This is a genomic window from Prauserella alba (assembly GCF_024171735.1).
Classification (GTDB): domain Bacteria; phylum Actinomycetota; class Actinomycetes; order Mycobacteriales; family Pseudonocardiaceae; genus Prauserella; species Prauserella alba.
In genome coordinates, this window is sequence record NZ_JAMTCH010000003.1 from 1,176,164 (window position 1) to 1,197,666 (window position 21,503).

The 21,503-nt window shown below is 72.4% G+C and carries 21 protein-coding genes; 17 read left to right on the forward strand and 4 right to left on the reverse strand.

Features of this window, described 5'->3' with window-relative positions; all coding sequences use genetic code 11:
* Positions 1–57: 57 nt before the first annotated feature.
* Entirely contained in the window at positions 58–459 is a 402-nt protein-coding gene (locus LY12_RS05325; protein ID WP_253853634.1) for a VOC family protein, read from the reverse strand.
* A 212-nt stretch (positions 460–671) separates the two neighbouring features.
* Between LY12_RS05325 and LY12_RS05330 the strand changes: the two genes are divergently transcribed.
* From LY12_RS05330 to LY12_RS05345, 4 genes are all read left to right on the forward strand, one after another.
* Positions 672–1,199 carry a PH domain-containing protein gene (locus LY12_RS05330; protein ID WP_253854911.1) on the forward strand — a complete coding sequence of 176 codons (528 nt, stop codon included), beginning with the start codon at positions 672–674 and terminating at the stop codon, positions 1,197–1,199.
* Complete coding sequence (locus tag LY12_RS05335; RefSeq protein WP_372493449.1) at positions 1,196–2,878, forward strand: PH domain-containing protein; 1,683 nt, start codon at positions 1,196–1,198, stop codon at positions 2,876–2,878. The genes LY12_RS05330 and LY12_RS05335 overlap by 4 nt, the downstream gene beginning before the upstream one ends.
* A gap of 54 nt (positions 2,879–2,932) precedes the next feature.
* The gene (locus LY12_RS05340) at positions 2,933–3,973 is read left to right on the forward strand and encodes an aminotransferase class V-fold PLP-dependent enzyme (protein ID WP_253853636.1); all 1,041 of its coding nucleotides are present in this window, start codon (positions 2,933–2,935) and stop codon (positions 3,971–3,973) included.
* A 338-nt stretch (positions 3,974–4,311) separates the two neighbouring features.
* Positions 4,312–4,893, forward strand: coding sequence for a hypothetical protein (locus LY12_RS05345; protein ID WP_253853638.1), 582 nt, complete (start codon positions 4,312–4,314; stop codon positions 4,891–4,893).
* On the opposite strand, the gene LY12_RS05350 is transcribed toward LY12_RS05345, so the two are convergent.
* On the reverse strand, positions 4,876–5,769 hold the full coding sequence (locus LY12_RS05350; RefSeq protein WP_253853639.1) for a ferritin-like domain-containing protein: 894 nt from the start codon (positions 5,767–5,769) through the stop codon (positions 4,876–4,878). The two genes, LY12_RS05345 and LY12_RS05350, sit on opposite strands and share 18 nt — an antisense overlap.
* Positions 5,770–6,109: 340 nt before the next feature.
* Here LY12_RS05350 and rimP point away from each other — a divergent pair, with 340 nt between their 5' ends.
* From rimP to rbfA, 6 genes are all read left to right on the forward strand, one after another.
* A complete protein-coding gene (gene rimP / locus LY12_RS05355) occupies positions 6,110–6,676 on the forward strand; it encodes a ribosome maturation factor RimP (protein ID WP_253853640.1) in 567 nt (188 codons plus the stop codon).
* The gene (nusA, locus tag LY12_RS05360) at positions 6,673–7,734 is read left to right on the forward strand and encodes a transcription termination factor NusA (protein ID WP_253853641.1); all 1,062 of its coding nucleotides are present in this window, start codon (positions 6,673–6,675) and stop codon (positions 7,732–7,734) included. Before rimP ends, nusA begins: the two co-directional genes overlap by 4 nt.
* 116 nt (positions 7,735–7,850) lie before the next feature.
* Positions 7,851–8,042: a YlxR family protein gene (locus LY12_RS05365; RefSeq protein ID WP_253853642.1), complete on the forward strand. Its 192-nt coding sequence runs from the start codon at positions 7,851–7,853 to the stop codon at positions 8,040–8,042.
* A 146-nt stretch (positions 8,043–8,188) separates the two neighbouring features.
* On the forward strand, positions 8,189–11,170 hold the full coding sequence (gene infB, locus LY12_RS05370) for a translation initiation factor IF-2 (protein ID WP_253853643.1): 2,982 nt from the start codon (positions 8,189–8,191) through the stop codon (positions 11,168–11,170).
* 74 nt (positions 11,171–11,244) lie between these two features.
* A complete protein-coding gene (locus LY12_RS05375; RefSeq protein ID WP_253854915.1) occupies positions 11,245–11,541 on the forward strand; it encodes a DUF503 domain-containing protein in 297 nt (98 codons plus the stop codon).
* A gap of 99 nt (positions 11,542–11,640) precedes the next feature.
* Positions 11,641–12,090: a 30S ribosome-binding factor RbfA gene (rbfA, locus tag LY12_RS05380; protein WP_253853644.1), complete on the forward strand. Its 450-nt coding sequence runs from the start codon at positions 11,641–11,643 to the stop codon at positions 12,088–12,090.
* A gap of 73 nt (positions 12,091–12,163) precedes the next feature.
* Here the strand turns inward: rbfA and LY12_RS05385 are convergent, their stop codons facing one another.
* Together LY12_RS05385 and LY12_RS05390 are read right to left on the reverse strand one after the other, a co-directional pair.
* Entirely contained in the window at positions 12,164–13,204 is a 1,041-nt protein-coding gene (locus LY12_RS05385) for a TRM11 family SAM-dependent methyltransferase (protein WP_253853645.1), read from the reverse strand.
* 92 nt (positions 13,205–13,296) lie between these two features.
* Positions 13,297–14,838: an NAD(P)H-binding protein gene (locus LY12_RS05390; protein WP_253853647.1), complete on the reverse strand. Its 1,542-nt coding sequence runs from the start codon at positions 14,836–14,838 to the stop codon at positions 13,297–13,299.
* 82 nt (positions 14,839–14,920) lie between these two features.
* Here LY12_RS05390 and LY12_RS05395 point away from each other — a divergent pair, with 82 nt between their 5' ends.
* The 7 genes from LY12_RS05395 to rpsO all read left to right on the forward strand — a co-directional run bounded on the left by LY12_RS05395 (position 14,921) and on the right by rpsO (position 21,234).
* On the forward strand, positions 14,921–16,237 hold the full coding sequence (locus tag LY12_RS05395) for an MATE family efflux transporter (RefSeq protein ID WP_253853649.1): 1,317 nt from the start codon (positions 14,921–14,923) through the stop codon (positions 16,235–16,237).
* Between the two features lie 141 nt (positions 16,238–16,378).
* Positions 16,379–17,692 carry an MFS transporter gene (locus tag LY12_RS05400; protein WP_253853652.1) on the forward strand — a complete coding sequence of 438 codons (1,314 nt, stop codon included), beginning with the start codon at positions 16,379–16,381 and terminating at the stop codon, positions 17,690–17,692.
* Between the two features lie 25 nt (positions 17,693–17,717).
* A complete protein-coding gene (gene truB, locus LY12_RS05405; protein ID WP_308292071.1) occupies positions 17,718–18,608 on the forward strand; it encodes a tRNA pseudouridine(55) synthase TruB in 891 nt (296 codons plus the stop codon).
* 106 nt (positions 18,609–18,714) lie between these two features.
* Positions 18,715–19,674 carry a bifunctional riboflavin kinase/FAD synthetase gene (locus LY12_RS05410; protein ID WP_253853654.1) on the forward strand — a complete coding sequence of 320 codons (960 nt, stop codon included), beginning with the start codon at positions 18,715–18,717 and terminating at the stop codon, positions 19,672–19,674.
* Positions 19,675–19,835: 161 nt separating this feature from the next.
* Positions 19,836–20,318 carry a helix-turn-helix transcriptional regulator gene (locus LY12_RS05415; protein WP_253853656.1) on the forward strand — a complete coding sequence of 161 codons (483 nt, stop codon included), beginning with the start codon at positions 19,836–19,838 and terminating at the stop codon, positions 20,316–20,318.
* 25 nt (positions 20,319–20,343) lie between these two features.
* Positions 20,344–20,868 (forward strand): RNA 2',3'-cyclic phosphodiesterase, encoded by a 525-nt coding sequence (thpR, locus tag LY12_RS05420; RefSeq protein ID WP_253853658.1) that lies wholly within the window; start codon positions 20,344–20,346, stop codon positions 20,866–20,868.
* A gap of 96 nt (positions 20,869–20,964) precedes the next feature.
* Positions 20,965–21,234 (forward strand): 30S ribosomal protein S15, encoded by a 270-nt coding sequence (gene rpsO / locus LY12_RS05425; protein WP_183653075.1) that lies wholly within the window; start codon positions 20,965–20,967, stop codon positions 21,232–21,234.
* The last annotated feature ends 269 nt before the right edge of the window (positions 21,235–21,503 follow it).

The window sequence follows — 21,503 nt, forward strand, 5'->3', positions numbered from 1 at the left end:
CTCCGGACAGGGTTGGTGCGGGTGTCGCCGCGGTGGGTGTGCGGGGCCGCGAGGGGGTCAGGAGGGCCCGCGGAGGTCCCACCGGTTGCCGGCGACGTCCCACCACACCGCGACCCGGCCGTACGGCTCCGCCCGGGGAGGGCTGACGAACTCGACACCCGCGGCGCGCATGCGCGCGTAGGTCGCATCGAAGGTGTCGGCGTCGTCGACGTCGAGGAACAGGCCGACGCGCCCGGCGAACTGCTCGCCGACCGCGGCACGCTGTTCGGCGCCGTCGGCGCGCGCGAGGAGGATGCCGCTCTCGGCGTTCGGCGGGCGCACGACCACCCAGCGTTTCGGCCTGCCGTCGTTCGTGGTCGCGGGCGAGTCCTCGACGAGTTCGAATCCCACGGCGCGTACGAAGAAGTCGATCGCCTCGTCGTAGTCCCGGACGATGAGCGACACGAGTCCCAGCCTCATGGACCGAAGAGTAGGACAGCAGGTGACACGGCGTTCCGAGCGCAGAACACGTGGGGCCGGGTGCAGGACACACGTCCCCGGGCGCAGGACACGCGGCCGGTTCGGGCCGCGGCACTGCTGTTAGCGTCCCGCTCGTCACAGGCGGTCCGGAACTCGGGACGGGGGCGACCGTGAGCGAATCGGAGACCAACGAATCGGAGACCGGCGCAGGGGTGACCGGCGCAGGGCGATTCGGAACAGGCGACGGCGGGACGCTGCGGTTGCGGCCACCGGCACACCGCGTGAACCGCACGGCCGTGACGTGGTGGCGCTCGCGGATCCTGCTCACCGGTGGTGCGGTCGTCGCGGTGCTGGTCGTGCTCGCCCTGGTGCTGCCGGGTGGGGCGCGGTTCTGGCTGCTGGCGCCCGCGGCCGGGTTCGCGGTCGTGACCGTGGTGGCCGCCGTGGGAATGCCGCTGTGGTGGTACCGCGTGCATCGCTGGGAGGTCACCGGCGACGCCGTGTACACGCGGACCGGCGCGCTGTGGCAGGAATGGCGCGTCGCGCCGATGTCGCGCATCCAGACGGTCGACAGCGAACGCGGCCCGCTGGAACAGGTCTTCGGCCTCGCCACCGTCACGGTGACGACCGCATCGGCGAAAGGGGCACTGACGATCCCCGGCCTGGACCGTGACCTCGCCGCCGACCTCGTGCACGAACTCACCGAGACCACCCAGGCGACGCCGGGCGACGCGACGTGACCGGCCGCGACGACCCGGCTGCCACGGACGCCGCCGCCACCGGTGTCGAGGCGGCCGGCACCACTGCGTCCGGCACCACTGCGTCCGGCACCGCTGCGTCCGGCACCGCTGCGTCCGGCACCACTGCGTCCGGCACCGCTGCGTCCGGCACCGCTGCGTCCGAAACCACCGAGCCCGGCACCGCTGCGCCCGACGCGGAGTGGCGGCGGCTCGACCCGCGTACGGTCCGCGTCAGTCTGCTCACGGTCGCCGGGATCTGCGTGGCCGCCGGCGTGCCCACCGGGTTCGGGATCGCCTCGACGTCGCTGTTCTGGGCACTGATCACGGTCCTGCCCGCGTCGGCGGCGGCCCTGGCCGGCACCGTCGTCGTCGAAGGTGTGCGGCTGCGCCGGACCCGCTACCGCGTGCTCGCCGACCGGCTGGAACTCACGAAGGGCGTCCTCGTGCGTACCCGCCGGTCGGTTTCCCGTGACCGCATCCGCACCGTCGATCTCACCGCGGGCCCGCCCGCCCGGCTGTTCGGCATCGTCACCGTGAAGATCGACACCGGGGAGCAGGGCGGGTCCGGCGCGAGTTCGGTGTCGCTCTACGCGGTCGCACGCGGCGAGGGGGAGCGGCTGCGCGCCGAACTGCTCGACCGTGGACGCGGCGACGGCCGGCCCGCCACCGGCGGCAGGCTCGCGACGTTCGATCCCCGGTGGGTGCGGTACGCGCCGCTGTCGATCGTCACCCCGGCGCTCGGCGCGGCCGCCTACGGCGGCGTACTGCAGGTCGCCGAATGGTTCGGCCTGCAGTCGGGCGTGATCAGGTGGGCCATCGACCTGCTCGGCGGACTGGGGCTCGTCGGCGGCGTGGCCGTCGTGGCCGTCGTCGGCGTGGTGATCGGGGTGCTCGGTTCGCTGGCGCTGTTCGTGGAGATGTGGTGGAACTTCCGGCTCGATCGCGAGGCGGGCGGCACGGTGCGGGTCCGTCGTGGACTGCTGACGGTGCGTTCCATCTCGCTCGAGGAGCAGCGACTCCGCGGCGTCGAACTGGTCGAACCGCTGGGGGTGCGCACGGCGGGTGCGGCGCGAGTGGACGCCGTCGCGACCGGCCTGCGATCCCAGGGCGACGAGGACAAGGGCGATCGCAAGACCCTGCTGCCCGCCGCGCCGCGCGGCGAGGCCGACCGTGTCGCCGCGGCCGTGCTGCGGGAGGCCGCAGGGCCGACGTCGGCCGAGCTGACGCGGCATCCGATCGCCGCCCGCGGCAGGCGGATCCGCCGGGCACTGGCCGCCGCGGCCGCACCCGTGGCGGTGCTGGCCGGGTGCTGGTGGCTGTTCTCGTCCCCCGTGCTGCTGCACCTGACGTGGATCGGTGCCGTCGCCGGCGTGCCGATCGCGCTCGCACTCGCCGTCGACGCGTACCGGAATCTTGGCCACGGCCTCAGCGGTGACTACCTCGTGGCCCGCCACGGCAGTGTGCGCCGCAGTACCGTCGCCCTGCAGCGCCGCGGCGTCATCGGCCTGACCGCCCGGCAATCGCTGTTCCAGCGTCGCCGCGGGCTGATGACGATCACCGCCACGACCGCGGCGGGATCGGGCGCCTACTCCGTCCACGACGCCGACGCCGCCGAGGGGCTGGCCTTCGCGGACGAGGCCGTCCCCGGATTGTTCGGCCCGCTGTTCGAACGCGGGTGACCCCGTCGGCTGCGGTGGGGGTGTCTCCGGCTCCCGGCGCGTAACGTGTCGATCATGAGCGCTTCCCGCCGCCACGCTTTCGGTGCCGCATTCGACGTGCCGGCCGGGTACGTCAACACGCCGAGTATCGGCATCCCACCCGCGACGGTGGCCGACACCGTCGCGGCGGCCGTCGACCGGTGGCGGACCGGTGCCGACGACCCACCGGACTTCACGGCCGCCGTCGACGCCTCGCGCGCTGCGTTCGCACGCCTGGTGGGCGTTCCCGCCGAGCGGATCGCGGTCGGCGCCACCGTGGCGGGGTTGCTCGCACCGGTCGCGGCGGGCCTGCGCGACGGTGCGCGTGTCCTGGCGGCGACGGGCGAGTTCACCAGCGTCACGTTCCCGTTCGCCGCGCAGGAGCATCGCGGGGTGACGGTCGACACGGTGCCCGTCGCCGAGCTCGCGTCCGCGGTGGACGGGCACGACCTCGTGGTCGTGAGTGCGGTCCAGTCCGCCGACGGCACCGTTGCCGATCTCGCCGCGCTGCGTGCCGTCACCGCCGAGGCCGGGATCCCCGTGGCGCTGGACGTGACGCAGGCGGCCGGATGGCTGCCGCTCGACCTCGACTGGGCCGACTGGGTCGTCGGCGCGGGCTACAAGTGGCTGCTGAGCCCCCGCGGCGCGGCGTGGCTGGCGGTGCACCCGCGGGCGCTCGACCGGGGCAGGCCCGTGGGCGCCAACTGGTACGCGGGGGAGAACCCGTGGGACACGGTGTACGGCCTGCCGCTGCGGCTGGCCGCCGGCGCGCGCCGCTTCGACGCCTCACCGGCGTGGCTGGCGTTCATCGGCGCCGCCGCGGCACTCGACCACCTGGCATCGCTCGACCTCCGTGCCGTGCACGCGCACTGCACCGGTCTGGCCGACGCGCTGCGGGGCGAACTCGGCCTGTCTCCCGCGGGCAGCGCGATCGTGGCGGTCGACACCGACGTCGCGCCGGAACGGCTCGCTCGCGCCGGGTTGCGCGGCAGCGTGCGGGCGGGCCGGCTCCGCATGGGTTTCCACCTGTACAACACGTGGGAGGACGTCGATCTGGCGGTTGCGGCCCTCCGCTGACTCGCGATCGGCTACCGTCACGGGCCGTGCCAGGACAGCAGTCGCAGTTCCCCGGAACGAGTGGGCCGCCCGCCGCACCGGTGTACGGACATCACGGACCGCAATCGCAGTGGCCCGGGGTGTCGGCGGGTCCCCCGGCTCCTGCGGCGCCGCAACCGGGTGCAGGGCCGACGAGCGCAGCGCCGACGGGTGCAGGGCCGACGAGGCAGGGGCCGGTGGGTGCGAGGCCGGCGGGTCCCGGGGTGCCTGCCGCGTCCACGGCACCACAGCCGGCAGGAGCCGCACCGCACGGACAGCAGCCACCGCCGAACCGGCCGGGACGATCCGGACCGTCCGGGATGTCACCGCGGACGCGGACCGCGCTGCGGGCCGGTGCGCTGATGGCGGTCGCGCTGGTCTCCGGCCTCGTCTGGTGGCTGATCCGCTACGAACCGGCGGACTCGGGCACGGCCGCGGCGCCGCAGCAGAATCCGCTGACCAGTGGCGAGTTCGACTACACGCGGGTGGCGGGCCCGGAGATCTCGGCGGGTTGCGCTGCCAACGCCTACGGCGACGTCGTCGGCTGGTTCCGCCGGCACCCCTGTGAGCAGGTGCACCGCTCGCTGTACGAGACGCGCGCGCAGGACGCCCGCGCCCTCGTGTCGGTGGTGGTCGTGACGATGCCGGGGCAGACGGGTGCCAAACAGCTGAAGGTCACCACCGACACCGAGGGCACCGGCAACGTCAACGACCTCGTCCGCGACGGCACCGCCAACCTTCCTGGCGCGCCCAACGTCGCCACCGGCGAATACGCATCCCGGGTGGTCGGCAACCGGCTCACGATCGTCGAGACCCAGTTCTTCGCCGACTCGGCGGGCTCGCCGGACCTGCTGGGCGAGATCGCCCACGACGCGCTGCGCCTGTCAGCCGCGGCCCGGTAACGCGATCGCGGCGGGCGTCGCCCCCGCGTCGAGCCGCCAGCTCGTGCACCGGGTCGCCGATCCGACGAGCGCCTGCGTGGCGACGCCGCGCAGGCCCGGATCCTCCGTCCGTTCCAGCACGCCGTGCCAGGAACGGGTCGCGTCCGTCTCGGCGCCGACGACGAGCCGCACTGCTGAATCCTGGTCGGACACCGGGTTCTCCGTGGTGTACGCCGGTTCGGCGGTGCGCGGGGTGGCACCTGCCGCGCGCAGCAGCCGCTCGCACGCCAACCTGCGATCCCGATGCGCCTCGCCGCCCTCGGTCAGCCCGTTGTCGTAACTGCCGGGCAGGAACGCCGTCACCGTGGTGTACACCCATTCCGCCGCGTGCTCCGTGGCCAGGGCCTGCTGCAGGGCACCGACGGCCGGCTCGTCGAGCGGCCCGGCCGACACCCGCTGCAGCGGGCCCGGTTGCCCGGCGCCGAACGCCTCGTCGAGCTGCTGCGCCGCGGCGCAGCCCGCGGCGACCGCGCCGGCCAGGCCCGCGCGGTATGCGGGCAGCCGTGGCACGAGCCGGACGGCGCGGTCGCGTGCGTCGCCGAGCCGCTGCCCCAGCTCCTCCGGACCCCCGGCGGTGGTGGGCGGCGCGGACGTCGCCGTGGCCCGTGGCCGGTTGAGCCGGTTCACCTCGCGGCGCAACGCCCTGGCCTGCGCCGCACGGACGGCCGCGACCTGCTCGGCAGCCGAGCCGCCGAGCGCGCGGGCGGCGGCCGTGTCGGCCTCGGCGGCGTTCAACAGGGGAAGCAGCGCGTCCGGACTGTCGTCGTAGTCCGTGCAGCCCGCGACCGCACCGAGGCCCGCGACGGCCGGGAGGGCCAGCGCGGCGCCGCGGAGCACGGCACGACGGTTGGGAAGGGACACGGGATTCGGTGAGGACACCGGCTTCGGAGGGGAGACCGGTCGGCGGAAGGTCACGAGACGCCATCCTGCCAGGCGATCGGGCACCGCGGCTCGCGCGGACCCCGCTGGTCGGCGGACGGCGGCGGCGACACGATAAGCTGGACCACCCCTGTCCGGCGGCACGAGCGGCCGGACTCGCCGTACATTCGGACGACCCCCACTACACCGCAGGACGCCGATACACCCCACGACCACACCGCACGACCTCGACACACCCCCGACAAGATCCGTACCCAGACAAGACCCATAGACAACAGCAACTCACGGGAGCATCACGGTGCCCAACGAACTCGCCAGCCGGCTGGAGCCCATCGTGGCCGAGGCCGTCACGGCCGCGGGTTTCGATCTCGACGCGCTCGACGTGCAGCAGGCCGGGCGGCGCAAACTCGTCAAGGTCGTCGTCGACAGCGACGACGGTGTCGGCCTGGACGAGGTCGCCGACGTCAGCCGGGTCCTGTCCGAGACGCTCGACCAGCACGAACACCTCATCGCGGGCGCCTACACCCTCGAAGTCACCTCGCCGGGCGTCGACCGGCCCCTGACCACGCAGCGGCACTGGCGCCGCGCGAAGTTCCGCCAGGTGCGGGTGACCCCGACCGAGGGGGCCGAGTTCACCGGGCGGGTGGGCCGGGCCGACGAGACCGCCGTGCGCCTGCTCGTCGACGGCACCGTTCGCGACGTGCGCTACGCCGATGTCGCGAAGGCCGTGCTCGAGGTCGAGTTCAAGCAACCGCCCGCAGGTGAGCTGAAACTGCTGGAACAGGACGCAGGCGAGGCAGCCGAGGGCGACAACGACAACAGCGAGGGTGCCGCGGCGGCAGCACCGGAGGAGGAGCCGAGGTGAACGTCGACATCGCCGCGCTGCGGGCCATCGAGGCGGACAAGGACATTCCGTTCGAAGCGGTGCTCGAGGCCATCGAGTCCGCACTGCTCACGGCCTACAAGCACACCGAGGGCCACCAGCCCCGCGCCAAGATCGACATCGATCGCAAGACCGGGTACGTGCGGGTGCTGGCCCACACGCTCGACGAGAACGGTGAGATCGCCGAGGAGTGGGACGACACCCCCGAGGGGTTCGGGCGGATCGCCGCGACGACCGCGCGCCAGGTCATCCTGCAGCGGTTGCGCGACGCCGAACAGGAGAAGACCTACGGCGAGTTCTCCGCGAAGGAGGGCGAGATCGTCGCCGGTGTGATCCAGCGGGACGCCCGCGCCAACGCCCGGGGCATGGTCGTGGTCGACATCGGCGGTGACACCGAAGGTGTCCTGCCCGCCGCCGAGCAGGTGCCGGGGGAGGACTACCCGCACGGCGGCCGGGTCAAGGCGTACGTGTGGCAGGTCGCCCGCAGTGCCCGCGGCCCGCAGATCACCCTCTCGCGCACACACCCGAACCTGGTGCGCAAGCTGTTCGCACTGGAGGTGCCGGAGATCGCCGACGGCACCGTGGAGATCACGGCGGTGGCCAGGGAGCCCGGCCACCGGTCCAAGATCTCGGTGCGTTCCACCGTGGCCGGTGTGAACGCCAAGGGCGCCTGCATCGGGCCCGTCGGCGCGCGCGTGCGCAACGTCATGAGCGAGCTCGGTGGTGAGAAGATCGACATCATCGACTACTCGGACGATCCGGCACAGTTCGTCGGCAACGCACTCTCGCCCGCGAAGGCCGTGTCGGTCACCGTCGTCGACGAGCGGACGAAGACCGCGCGGGTGGTCGTGCCGGACTTCCAGCTGTCGCTGGCGATCGGCAAGGAGGGCCAGAACGCCCGGCTCGCGGCGCGGCTGACCGGCTGGCGGATCGACATTCGCAGCGACGCCGCACCCGATGCCGGACCCCAGCAGGAGGCGTCTCCAGACCCCCAGCCGGAGGACTCACCGCACACTGCGGTAACCGGTTCCACCGAGTGACAGGTCACGGGCTAAACTGGGAGCCGGTGCAACGCCCGACGTCGATGACCGGCCCGATCCGTACGTGCGTCGGTTGCCGTCGACGGGCGTGCAGCGACGAGTTGTTGCGGTTGGTCGTGACAGGTGAAGGGCTCGTCGCCGACGAACGGCGGCGGCTCCCCGGACGTGGTGCCTGGGTGCATCGCGATCCGGCGTGCCTGGTCAAGGCCGAACGGAAACGAGCGTTTCCCCGTGCGCTGCGCGTGTCCGGTCCGCTGGACACGTCGGCCGTGCGGGGCGTCGTGGAACGGCTCGCCACCGGAGTATGAGAGCCCGGGACCTCCCCGGGCTCTGTCGGAAACAAGGAAGCAGGTCGACCCGTCATGAGTCAGCCGTGAAGCTGAAGCCATGAACGCGCGACGATAAGACGAGGTCAGCGGGTACTGTGCCTGCCTGGCCTCAGTTGAGGAGAGCAGTGGCAGGCAAGGCCCGCGTGCACGAGCTCGCGAAAGAGCTCGGTGTCACGAGCAAGGAAGTACTCGCCAAGCTCAAGGAGCAGGGCGAGTTCGTGAAGTCCGCGTCGTCCACCGTGGAGGCACCGGTCGCCCGGCGCCTCCGCGACGCCTATGGCGGCGCGGCGAGTGACAAGAACGGTGGCGGCAAGAGCGGCGGCAAGTCCGCCCCGAAGCCCGCCGCGAGTGGCGGTGCGGCCGAGTCGCCGGCACAGCCCGCGCCGGCGGAGTCGGCAGCGGGGCAGTCGACGTCGGGACAGCCGGCGCCGCAGCAGTCCGAGCAGCCTGCGGCTGCGAAGCCGGCCCCGCCGAAGCCCGGCCCCAAGCCGGGCCCGAAGCCCGGTCCGAAGCAGCCGCAGCCCGCCGAGCAGGCCGAGCAGGTGCCGGCCGCGAAGGCGACCCCCGAGAAGGAGGCGCCCAAGCAGGACGACTCCGGTTCCTCGGTGGTGCCGCCGAAGCCGCAGGGCCCCAAGCCGGGGCCGAAGCCCGGTCCGAAGCAGCCGCGGGTCGGCAACAACCCGTTCGGCGTCGGCGCCGGTGCGCCCACTCCGCGGCCGGCTCCGCCGCGTCCCGGCGGTGGCCAGCAGGGCGGCGGCCAGGGTGGCCAGCGCTCCGGTGGCCAGGGTGGTCAGCAGGGCGGCCAGCAGCAGGGCGGTCAGCGCTCCGGCGGCCAGAGTGGTCAGCAGCAGGGTGGCCAGCAGCAGGGCGGCGGTAACCGGCCGAGCCCCGGCAACATGCCGCCCCGTCCCAACCCGGGAATGATGCCGTCGCGCCCGGCCCGCCCGAGCGGACCCGGCGGTGGCCGCGGTGGACCCGGTGGTGGCCGTGGCGGACCCGGCGGTGGCCGCGGTGGACCCGGCGGTGGCCGTGGCGGACCCGGCGGTGGACCCGGCGGCGGTCGGGGTGGACCCGGTGGTCCCCCCGGTGGCGGCGGTCCCGGCGGTGGCCGTGGCGGTCCGGGTGGTCCCCCCGGTGGCGGCGGCGGTTTCCGTGGACGCGGCGGTCCCGGTGGCCGCGGTGGCACGGCCGGTGCCTTCGGGCGTCCCGGTGGCCCCTCGCGCAAGGGCCGCAAGTCGAAGCGGCAGAAGCGCCAGGAGTACATGGAGAACATGCAGGCGCCGTCCGTGGGTGGCGTGCGTCTGCCGAAGGGCGGCGGTGAGACGATCCGCCTGCCCCGCGGTGCGTCGCTGACCGACTTCGCCGAGAAGATCGACGCCAACCCGGCTTCGCTGGTGCAGGTGCTGTTCCACCTCGGTGAGATGGTCACGGCGACGCAGTCCGTCTCCGACGACGTGCTCGAGCTGCTCGGCACGGAGATGAACTACAACGTCCAGGTCGTCAGCCCGGAGGAAGAGGACCGCGAGCTCCTCGAGGCCTTCGACATCACCTACGGCGAGGACGCGGGTACCGACGAGGACCTGCAGGTGCGGCCGCCGGTCGTGACCGTGATGGGTCACGTCGACCACGGTAAGACCCGCCTGCTGGACACCGTCCGGAAGACGCGGGTCGCCGAGGGCGAGGCCGGCGGCATCACCCAGCACATCGGTGCCTACCAGGTCGAGACCGAGCTCGAAGGTGACGAGCGGACCATCACGTTCATCGACACCCCGGGTCACGAGGCGTTCACCGCCATGCGTGCCCGTGGTGCGCAGGCCACGGACATCGCGGTGATCGTGGTCGCGGCCGACGACGGCGTCATGCCGCAGACGATCGAGGCGATCAACCACGCGCAGGCGGCCAAGTCGCCGATCGTGGTGGCGGTCAACAAGATCGACAAGGAAGGCGCCAACCCGCAGAAGATCCGCCAGCAGCTCACCGAGTACGGGCTGGTGGCCGAGGAGTTCGGCGGCGACACGATGTTCGTCGACATCTCCGCGCGGGAGGACGTCAACATCGACGGGCTGCTCGAAGCGATCCTGCTGACCGCGGATGCGGCGCTGGACCTGCGGGCGAACCCGAAGATGGAGGCACAGGGCGTCGCGATCGAGGCACACCTCGACCGTGGCCGCGGTCCCGTGGCGACCGTGCTCGTGCAGCGCGGCACGCTCCGGGTCGGCGACTCCGTGGTGGCTGGCGATGCCTACGGGCGCGTGCGCCGCATGGTCGACGAGCACAACCGGGACGTCACCGCGGCCGATCCGTCGCGTCCGGTGCAGGTCATCGGCTTCACGTCGGTGCCGCGTGCCGGTGACACGTTCCTGGTCGTGGAGGAGGACCGGGTGGCACGGCAGATCGCCGAGCGCCGCCAGGCCCGCATCCGCAACGCCGAGAACGCCGCCAAGCGCAAGCGGGTCAGCCTCGAGGACCTGGACTCCGCGTTGAAGGAGACCAACAGCCTCAACCTGATCATCAAGGGTGACAACTCGGGTACCGTCGAGGCGCTCGAGAGCTCGCTCAACCAGATCGACGTGGGCGACGAGGTCGAGCTCAGCATCGTGCACCGCGGTGTCGGTGGCGTGACCGAGAGCGACATCGACCTGGCCACGGCGTCCGACGCCGTGGTGATCGGGTTCAACGTCCGGGCGCAGGGCAAGGCGACCGAGCGGGCGAGCCGCGAGGGCGTCGACGTCCGGTACTACACGGTGATCTACCAGGCCATCGAGGAGATCGAGCAGGCCCTGAAGGGCATGCTCAAGCCGGAGTACGAAGAGGTCGAACTCGGCAAGGCGGAGGTGCGCGAGGTCTTCAAGTCCTCGAAGTTCGGCACCATCGCCGGTTGCCTGGTCACCTCGGGCATCATCCGGCGCAACTCCAAGGCCCGGTTGCTGCGTGACGGGGTCGTGGTCAGGGACGAACTGCCGGTGGCTTCGCTGCGGCGGTTCAAGGACGACGCGACCGAGGTTCGCGACGGCTACGAATGCGGTTTGACGCTCGGCAAGTTCTCCGACATCAAGGTCGGCGACATCGTCGAGACGTACGAACAGCGCGAGAAGCCGCGCGTGTAGAACGGACACGGCCGGTGGGGCGGGGCACAGCTCCGCCCCACCGGCGTGGTCCGTTCCGGTGGGGCGGTGTGGCGGTGTTCGTGGGGTCGTTGGAACTGGACGTGCTCCTCGGGGACGTCCATTCGCTGAAACAGAAGCGCTCCGTCGTGCGGCCCATCGTGGCCGAGTTGCGCAGGCGGTTCGCCGTCGCCGTCGCCGAGGCCGGGCAGCGGGACCTCTACCGTCGCGCCACCATCGGTGTGGCCGCGGTTGCGGCCGACGGCGCGCACGTGCGTGACGTGCTCGATGCCTGTGAACGGTTCGTGGCCGAGCGTCCCGAGGTCGAGCTGCTGTCGGCAGGCAGGCGAGTGCACGGCGCGGACGACGACTAGGACCGGGCCGCCGGCGCCGCGCGGGCCGGGGCCGGAACATCAGGGTGCTGCGCCGGGTCCGTAAGGTGCCGGTGCGATCGGACGAGTGAGGGGATGGCCGTGGCTGACAAGGCTCGGGCACGCAGGCTGGCGAAGCGGATCGCGCAGATCGTCGCGTCCGCGATCGAACACGAGATCAAGGACCCGAGGCTGGGCAATGTGACGATCACCGATGCCCGGGTCACCGGGGACCTGCGTGACGCCACCGTGTACTACACCGTGCTTGGCGAAACCCTCGACGCGGCGCCGGATCTCGCCGGTGCCGCCGCCGCGTTGGAGTCCGCCCGCGGGGTGCTGCGGACGAAGGTGGGGCAGGGCACGGGTGTGCGGTACACGCCCACGCTGACGTTCGTCGCGGACAACATTCCGTCCGAGGCCCGCAACATCGACGAACTCCTCGCCAAGGCCCGCGAGGCCGATGCCGAGGTCGCCCGTCAGGCCACCGCGGCGCAGCCCGCGGGCGAGCCCGACCCGTACAAGCCCGCCAAGTCCGACGAGGACGAGGAGTAGGCCCGCCGCGTGCCACCGGCCGACGCGCCGGTGAGGCGATCCGCCCACGGCTCCGGGGTAGGCCGCGCTTCCGTCAGGCGTCCTTCGTCGCGATGAGGATGTCGCGGACGATCGCCTGGTCGACGCGATGGGCGAGGGTGTCGTAGGGACTGCCGTCGCGGACCGTCAGCCCGGCATCGGCCAAGAGTCCGGCGAGCTCGTCGCGCGGCACGACGTGGGTGTTCCACGACAGGCCCAGGGCGCCGCCGCGCCGCAGCACCCGCGTCCATCCGGGAACCGCCGCGGCCAGCAGGTCGCGGGGGCTGCGCGCGGGCGCCCGCTCCGGTGTGCGGCTCCCGTGCTGTACGCCGTAGGGCGCGTCGGTGACCACGAGGTCGACCGAGCCGGGGCGCACCAGCTCGTCGGTGTGCAGCGTGTCGCAGTTGAGGTAGTCGAGCGTGCGGGTCTCGCCCGCCTTGTACCGTTCCTTCGACGCGGCGTACTCGATGTCCAGCCTGCGCCCCAGCCGTGTCTTGTGGTGGCGCAACATCCCGGCCTCGGCCTTGTGCTTGACCCGCTTGGTGCGCAGCCACGTCTTGATGAACTGCTGGTACGCCTCGAAGTCCTTGCCGTCGAGCTCCACACCGGTGGCGTCGAACCCGTACATCATCGCCTGGCCCAGCGTCGTTCCCCTGCCGCACAACGGATCCAGCAGGCGCAGGCCGCCCTCGACCATCGCCCTGGGGCGGTCGGAGGCCAGCACGGTGAGGTTCAGCAGCAGTTTGGTGAACAGCTCGTTGGTCTTGCCGCTGTACTTCTGGATGGTGAGCAGGTCCGAGTCGAACACGTCCGCCGGGGAGAGCGTCAGCGGCCGGAGCAGCTCGCCGGTGATCTCGAACAGGACGTACGCCGACGACAGGTTCGACAGCAACGCGATGTCGTCGCCGGTCAGCGGAACCGGTGTGCTGAACGTGACGTAGGAAGCGCCGCCGATCGAGCGGGTACCCGCGTCGCGCACCTCGGTGGACAGCACGGCCTCGCCGAACGCGGTCAGCTCGGCCTGCAGCAGCCGGGGCGAGGTGTCGGTGTAGACCCGGTTGGCCGACGGCAGGATCAGAATGGCGTACTCGGACATCGGCGTAAGAGTAGGCGAGCCCCACCTGCCGCGTGCGGGCACGGGGCAGGCGGGGCGTCCGGCACCGCCGCGGGATCACCGAGGCGGGCCTGTCACCGGGCGGGCGGTCCGTACACGGTGCGGTACGGCACGAACCGCTGGAACCCCACTGCTTCCAGTCCGGGTGTGCGTTCCACGAGCTGCGGGACGTCGTCGTCGGCCTGGAGGTGCTCCGCCACGACCCGTTCGTGCGCCGCCACGGTGGTGAACTCCGCCCAGTTGAGCATCCGGCTGCCGTCGACGGCGATGTGGAAGTGGTTTCCGGCCATGCCCTCCGGCGCCGGTGCGCCGGTGGTCACGGGATGCCGCCGGATCAGCTCGTCGACGAACCGCTCGCCGGTGGCGGCGGCGTCGGTGCGGAACGACACGAGCACGACGGCGCCGGGCTCGAACGGCCGGTCGGGCACCGCCTCGCGGTAGAGCCGGTAGCCGACCGCGTCGAGGCGTTCGATGCCGGGAACAGCCCCGTCGATGGTGTCGTTGCGGGCGTCCCTGCCGGTGCTGCGGAACGTCTCGAGCGCCTCCTCGCCGGTCCATTGTGAATAGTGCACCAGGGTGTGGCCGTCGGTGCCGAGCAGCACGCTGTGCGCCAGCAGGCCCGTCGGCCACGGCCGGTCCCGCCACTCGTCGATCGCGGCCGCCGCGGCCGCGCGCTGGGACCCGGTGTCGGCGACCCGCCAGGTACTGACGAGGACGTATCCGACGTCGGTGGTGCGCGAGACCGGGGGCAGGGGGCCGGTCAGCTCGTGGGTGTGCGCCTCGACCCAGTCGCGGTACGGGTGTGCCGGCCTGCCGGTGACATGGGCGACGGTGTCGGTGCGGGCAGGCTCGCGGTCGGTGAGATCGGCGACCATCCCGGCGATCACCTCGTCCGGGGTTTCCGGCCCGAGCAGCGAACGGGCCCATTCCTCGACCGGCTGTTCCTTCCACGGGACGTGCCTGCCGGTGACCTCGCCGATGATCTCCAGCTGACGTGCCGGGGTGATGAGCTCGGGCCCGGTGAGTTCGTAGCGGGCGCCGTCGTGGCCGTCCTCGGTCAGGGCCCGCACGGCGACGGCGGCGATGTCCCGCTCGTCGACCGGCGCGGTGGGCACCTCGGGGGCGACCGCCGTGACGGGCTGCCGGGAACGGATCGCCGGTGCCCAGCTCAGCGAGTTGGCTGCGAACCCGTAGGGCCGCAGGAACGTCCACGACACCCCCGTGGCACGGATCGCCTCCTCGACGGCCGCGTGCGCGTGGGCGATGGGCCCCGGCTGATCCCGGGTGGACACGTCGTCGCGCACCGCGCCGGAGGACAGCAGCACCACGTGCCGGACGCGTTCGCCGATGACCCGCACGCTCGCCGTGAGGGTGTCGAGGTCGAAGTCGGGAAGCATGAACAGCACCGCCGACACGCCGTCGAGCTGCCGCGCCAGCCCTGCGGGGTCGAGTTGACTGCCCGCCACCACGTCGACGCTACCGGGCAGGCCGGCCGTGTCCGGGTCACGGGTCAGCGCCCGCACCGCCACCCCGGCGTCGAGCAGACCGGCCACGACGTGCCGTCCCACCTGTCCTGTCGCCCCTGTCACCAGCACCGTTTCGTTCGTCTCGTCCATGTCCGAGACGCTAGGCGGCCGGTGATGATCACGGCATCCGTCAGATGACCGGGTTGTCGGTGGGCCCGTCTACGCTCGGTGCGTGGTCGAGGTGACGGAGGAGCGCGCCCCGGCGCGCACGGTCTTCGGGCTCGCCGTTCCCGCGCTCGGCGTGCTGGCGGCGGAACCCTTGTACGTGCTGGTGGACACCGCGGTGGTCGGGCATCTGGGCGCGCTGCCGTTGGCGGGACTGGCGCTGGGCGGAACACTGCTCTCGCTGGTGTCGACGCAGCTCACGTTCCTGTCCTACGGCACGACCTCGCGGACGGCGCGGCTGCACGGCGCGGGCAGGCGCGGCGAAGCCGTTGAGGAGGGCGTGCAGGCCACGTGGCTGGCGCTCGCCGTGGGGTTCGTCATCGTGGCGCTCGGCCAGCTCCTGGCCCGGCCCGTGGCGAGCATGATGTCGGGGGACGAGGCGATCACCGACGCGACGGTGTCGTGGTTGCGGATCGCGCTGTGCGGCACGCCGATGATCCTCGTGACGATGGCGGGCAACGGATGGATGCGCGGGGTGCAGGACGCCGTGCGCCCCCTGCGGTACGTGCTGGCCGGCAACGGCCTGTCGGCGGTGCTCTGCCCGGTCTTCGTGTATCCGCTCGGATGGGGACTGGAAGGGTCGGCGATCGCCAACGTCGTCGCGCAGACCGTGGCCGGCGGGTTGTTCCTGCGCGCGCTGGCGAAGGAACACGCCCGGCTGCGTCCGCACCCGGGCGTGATGTGGGCGCAGCTGATTCTCGGCCGCGACCTGGTGTTGCGCAGCCTCGGTTTCCAGGCGTGCTTCCTGTCGGCGACCGCGGTCGCCGCGCGGACCTCGACCGAGGCGGTCGGTGCCCACCAGGTGGTGTGGCAGCTGTGGACGTTCCTGTCGCTCGTGCTCGACTCCGTGGCGATCGCGGCCCAGTCGCTGATCGGCGCCGCGCTGGGGGCCGAATCGAGGCGGCGTGCGCGGGGGATCGCCGCGCAGATCGTCCGGTACGGCCTCGTCCTGGGGTGCGGCCTCGGCGTCGTGTTCGCGGCGGTGTCGCAGGTGCTGCCGCTGGCGTTCACCAGCGACGCCGGTGTGCTCGGCGAGATCCCGCACGCCTGGTGGTTCTTCGTCGCGCTCCAGCCCGTGGCCGGTGTCGTGTTCGCGCTCGACGGCGTGCTCCTCGGCGCTGGTGACGCGGCCTATCTGCGCAACGCCACGCTCGGCAGCGCGCTGCTGGGATTCCTGCCGCTGATCTGGGCCTCGCTCGGCTTCGGCTGGGGACTGGCCGGCATCTGGACGGGACTGACCGTGTTCATGCTGCTGCGCCTGGGATTCGTCGTGGTGCGCTGGCGTGGTGGCCGGTGGGCGGTGACCGGCGCGGTCCGGACCTGACCCCGCGACAGGCGCCGGCCTGTGGGCAACTCCACTGCGGTCACGGGGCCCGTACGGGTGCCGACCCGGCAGGCGATGCACTAGAACGTACGGGGACGGCCGCCTGAGCCTGTCCGCCCATCGATCCGACCAGGAGGACAGGTGCCGACCAGCGAACCGGTGAACGCCCCCTCACCCGGCCGGGCGTGGCTGGTCTGGGGCGTCGGTGCGTTCGTCTACCTGCTCGCCCTGTTCCACCGGGCGTCCTTCGGCGTCGCCGGACTGGACGCGGCCGAGCGGTTCGGTGTCGGTGCGGCCGCACTGGGTACGTTCACGGTGCTGCAGGTGGGCGTCTACGCGGCGATGCAGATCCCGACCGGGCTGCTGGTCGACCGGTACGGCCCGCGGGCCGTGCTGACCGCGGCCGCGCTGATGCTCGGTTCCGGCCAGGTGCTCCTCGCGCTCGTCGACACCTATGCGCTCGGCCTGCTCGCCCGCGCCGTGCTGGGCGTCGGCGACGCGCTGGCCTTCGTGTCGGTGCTGCGGCTCGCGGCCAATCACTTCCCGGGACGGCAGTACGTTCTCGTCACGACCCTCACCGGTTCGCTCGGGTTCGTCGGCAACCTCGCCGCGACCCTGCCGCTGGCGCTGTTGCTGTCCGGTCCCGGCTGGACCCCGACCTTCCTCGTCGCAGGCCTGGTCACGTTGGCCTACGCCGCCGTGGTGTTGGTCGCGGTGCGGGACACACCCGAACGGCGCACGGCCTCGGCCGAGGCCAGGTCCCTCTCCGAGGTCGGCGGCGACCTGCGGGCCGCGTGGCGGGTTCCCGGTACGCGGCTCGGTTTCTGGACGCATTTCTCGATGCCGTTCAGCCTCAACGTGATGACCCTGCTGTGGGGCGTGCCCTACCTGGTCGAGGAGCTCGGGTACACGGAGACGAGTGCGAGTTCGCTGCTGATGGTGTTCGTCGTCGGCGCGATGCTGTCCAACCCGCTCGCGGGCGGGTTCTTCAGCCGCAGGCCGGACCTGCGCATGCCGACCGTGCTCGGGTACGGCGCGCTGCTCACCCTGACCTGGGCGGTGCTGCTCGCGTGGCCGGGTCAGGTGCCGATCGCGGTACTGGTGGTCGCGTTCGTGCTCATGTCACTCGGCGCGCCGGTCTCGTCGGTCGGGTTCGCCCTGGTGCGCGACTACAACCCGCTGCCGCGCGTCGGCACGGCCACGGGCGCGGTCAACGTCGGCGGGTTCTGCGCCACGACCGCGGCCTCGCTGCTCGTCGGTGTGCTGCTCGAACTGACCGGCCGCGAGTACCGGATCGCGTTGCTGGCGATCGTGGCCGTGCTCGTGTTCGGCACGTCGCGGGTGGTCGTGTGGTTCCGGCGGGCACGGGCGGCGGTGCTGGCCGCGCAGGAGCGCGGCGAGGACGTGCCGGTGCCGGTCACGCGCACCCGCTGGGACCTGGCCTCGGCGGCATAGCCGGCGCTCGCTACAGTCGGCGGCCGTGTCCAGACCGCCCGCGCCTCCTCCCGGCCTGCTGATCGTCGACAAGCCCGCAGGCATGACCTCGCACGACGTCGTCGCCAAGGCACGCCGTTTCCTCGGCACCCGCAAGATCGGCCACGCCGGCACGCTCGACCCGATGGCCACGGGCGTGCTCGTGCTCGGCGTCGAACGTGCGACGAAACTGCTCGGCCATCTCGCGCTCGACCGCAAGACCTACCTCGCCACGATCACGCTCGGCGCCGCCACGACGACCGACGACGCGGAAGGCGAGCTCCTCTCCGAGGCGGATGCCGGTGCGGTCACCGACGGGGCGATCGCCGCGGGCATCGTCGGCCTGACCGGCGACCTGCAGCAGGTGCCCAGTGCCGTCAGCGCGGTGAAGGTCGACGGGAAGCGGGCCTACGCGCGTGTACGCGACGGGGAGGACGTCGACCTGCCGCCGCGGCCGGTCACCGTGCACCGCTTCGACCTGCTCGCGACCCGCAGGGAGGGCGACCGGGTCGCGCTCGACGTGATGGTCGACTGCTCGTCGGGCACCTACGTGCGCGCGCTCGCCCGCGACCTGGGCGCGGCGCTGGGCGTGGGCGGGCACCTCACGCAGCTGCGCCGTACCACCGTCGGCCCGTTCACACTGGCCGCGGCGCGCACGCTCGAGGCCGTCGAGGCCGAGCCGGGGCTGTCGCTGAACCTCACCGAGGCCGTGGCCGCGGCGTTCCCGCGCCGCGACGTCGATGTCGCCGAGACGCGGGCCGTGCGGCACGGCCAGCGGCTGCCCGCGGCCGGCATCGACGGCGTGTACGGCGTGTTCGGCCCCGACGGCGAGGTGATCGCGCTCGCCGAGGACCAGCGCGGTGCCGCCAAGCCCGTGGTCGTCCTGCTCCCGGCCTGACACGGCGGTGACCGAGCGGGCCGCAGCGGCTTCGCGACACGCGGGACGGCGCCCGCTCCCGCCCGGCTGACCCCGGCCGCGCGCACGGTCGTTAGGCTGCTGCACCGTGCAGCGTTGGCGCGGTTTGACAGATCTGCCCGGTGGCTGGGGGCGTTGCGTCGTCACCATCGGGGTGTTCGACGGGGTGCACCGGGGACACCAGGTGCTCATCGACCGGACGGTGGCCACGGCCGCCGAGCTCGGGGTGCCGTCCGTGGTCCTTACCTTCGACCCGCACCCGTCCGAAGTGGTACGTCCCGGTTCGCATCCCGCCCAGCTCACGACGTTGCGCCGCAAGGCGGACCTGGTCGAGCAGCGCGGTGTCGACGTGTTCTGCGTGCTGCCGTTCACGCCGGAGCTGTCCCGGCTCGAACCCGACGAGTTCGTGCACGAGATCCTCGTCGACAAGCTGCACGCCGCGGCGGTGATCGTGGGGGAGAACTTCACCTTCGGGCGCAAGGCGGCGGGCGACGTCGAGACGCTGGAGCAGCTGGGCAAGCGCTTCGGTTTCACCGCGCAGGGCGCCACCCTGCAGGGGACGGCGTTGCCGGGCGGGGCCCGCGAGGCCGACCAGATCACGTTCTCCTCGACCTACGTGCGTTCGTGCATCGACGCGGGTGACGTGGCGGCGGCTGCGGAGGCGCTCGGCAGGCCACACCGGCTCGACGGCATCGTCGTGCGCGGGGACGGCCGGGGACACGACCTCGGCTACCCGACGGCGAACCTGTCGCCGCCCCGGTTCGCGGCGATCCCGGCCGACGGCGTGTACGCCTGCTGGTTCGTCCGTGCGGGCGGCGCCCGGCTGCCCGCCTCCGTGTCCGTGGGCACGAACCCGACGTTCTCCGGCAGGGAACGCACCGTCGAGGCCTTCGTGCTCGACGTCGACGAGGACTTCTACGGCCAGCAGGTGTCGCTGGACTTCGTCGGCCGGATCCGCGGTCAGATCACGTTCGACGGCCCGGACGAGCTCGTCGACCAGATCGCCGACGACGTGGTGCGGACCAGGCGCCTGCTCGGCGTCGCCTGACGCGGGCCCGCGCACACGTCGGCGGTGGTGGGTCGCCGACGCGAGTGCAATAGTGAACAGCCGGTCCGTTCCGTCCCGACTGCCGGGTAGGGCCTGGCAGGATGCCGGGAGGGTCGCCGGGGGGTCCGGTGGCCGGACATTCGAGGGGAGCAGGGGCTGACGTGGAGGACCACAAGATCGTCCAGCGCAACGTCTCGTTGCAGCGCGAGTGGTACGGGGAACCGCTCGGCGACCGCGTGCGCAGGCTCGTCGTGGCCTTCGACGTGTCGCAGGCCTACCTGGCGGAGGTACTGGGGATCAGTGCACCGATGCTGAGTCAGGTCATGAGCGGCAGGCGCGCCAAGATCGGCAATCCGGTCGTGCTGGCGCGGCTCATCATGCTGGAGCGCAAAGTGCTGTTGCCCGAGGTGGCGGGCGGTGGCAAGGAGGCCATTCAGGCGGCACTCGAAGACGTCAAGGAATCCCGGCCGACGGTGAGCAGGGACAGCATGCCGCTGGCCGCAGGCCCGGACGACCAGCAGGTGCTCAACGCGCTGCGCGAGGTCGCGGAGGGGGAGAACCTGATCGACGCCGCCGAGCGGCTCGACGCGGACTTTCCCTCGATCGCCGACCTGCTGCGGAGGGCGGGCAAGGACCCGCGGTGACGGCGGGCGACCGGGGAACGTAGACATGGGCGTGCGGCTGTTCAGCGCGCTGCCGGTGCCGCCGGCGGCGGCCGACGCACTGCGTGCTCGGCTGGCCGAGTGTCCGGCAGCGGGTGCCGAGGACCTGCGCTGGACGGATCCGCACGGGTGGCACATCACGCTGGGGTTCTACGGTGACGACGAGCCGCAGGCGCGGACCGCGTGGCTGACGCGGCGCCTCGACGGCCTGCAGGCGCCGGTGCTGCGACTCGCGGGCGCGGGCGTCTTCCCCGGGGTGCTGTGGGCGGGGGTGACCGTCGAGTCCGGCCGGCTCGACCCGCTCGCCGAGGCCGTGCGGCCCGACGGGGAACGGCGCCGATTCCGCGCACACGTGACGGTGGCACGCGGCGGCCCGCGTGCGGGCCTCGACGAGCTGGCCCATGAGCTGGCCGGTCATCGCGGTCCGGCCTGGCGGCCTGCGGAGGTCCTGCTGCTGCGCAGCGACCGGGGGCCCACGGGTCCGGTGTACACGCCGGTTTCCCGCTTCGGCCTCGGCCGTGCGCTGCAGTGACCGCGACCGCTGATAGGCTGGACAGTCGAGTCCGGCTGCAGTCCGTGGCGGCCGGTACCGACATGACATCACGGCACTGAACACAAGGAGTGACGAGTGGCGCTGTCCACCGACGAGAAGAAGGCGATCCTCACCGAGTACGGCTTGCACGAGTCGGACACCGGTTCGCCCGAGGCGCAGGTCGCCCTGCTGACCAAGCGGATCACCGGGCTCACCGAGCACCTCAAGACCCACAAGCACGACCACCACTCGCGTCGTGGTCTGCTGCTGCTGGTCGGCCGTCGTCGTCGGCTGCTCAACTACGTGATGAGGGTCGACATCGCGCGGTACCGTTCGCTCATCCAGCGACTCGGCCTCCGCCGATGACATCGTGACGAAGGGGAGTGGCCCGGCGGGTCGCTCCCCTTCGCTCCATCGGAGCCGCACTAGGCTTCGTTCGGACACGCGAGCCGGCACAGCACCGGCCTGCGCGGTCCGGAACACACTTACAGAGAGTTTTCGCAGGCGATACGCGCCGCGTGTGGGGACGCCGCAGCCGGTCCTCGGTAGTGGCTCCCGGGAGTTCCTCCCGTGGGCTTCGATCGATGGCCGGCCTCGTACCCGGACGGGCCCCGAAGGGCGGGGAAGTGCGTGTC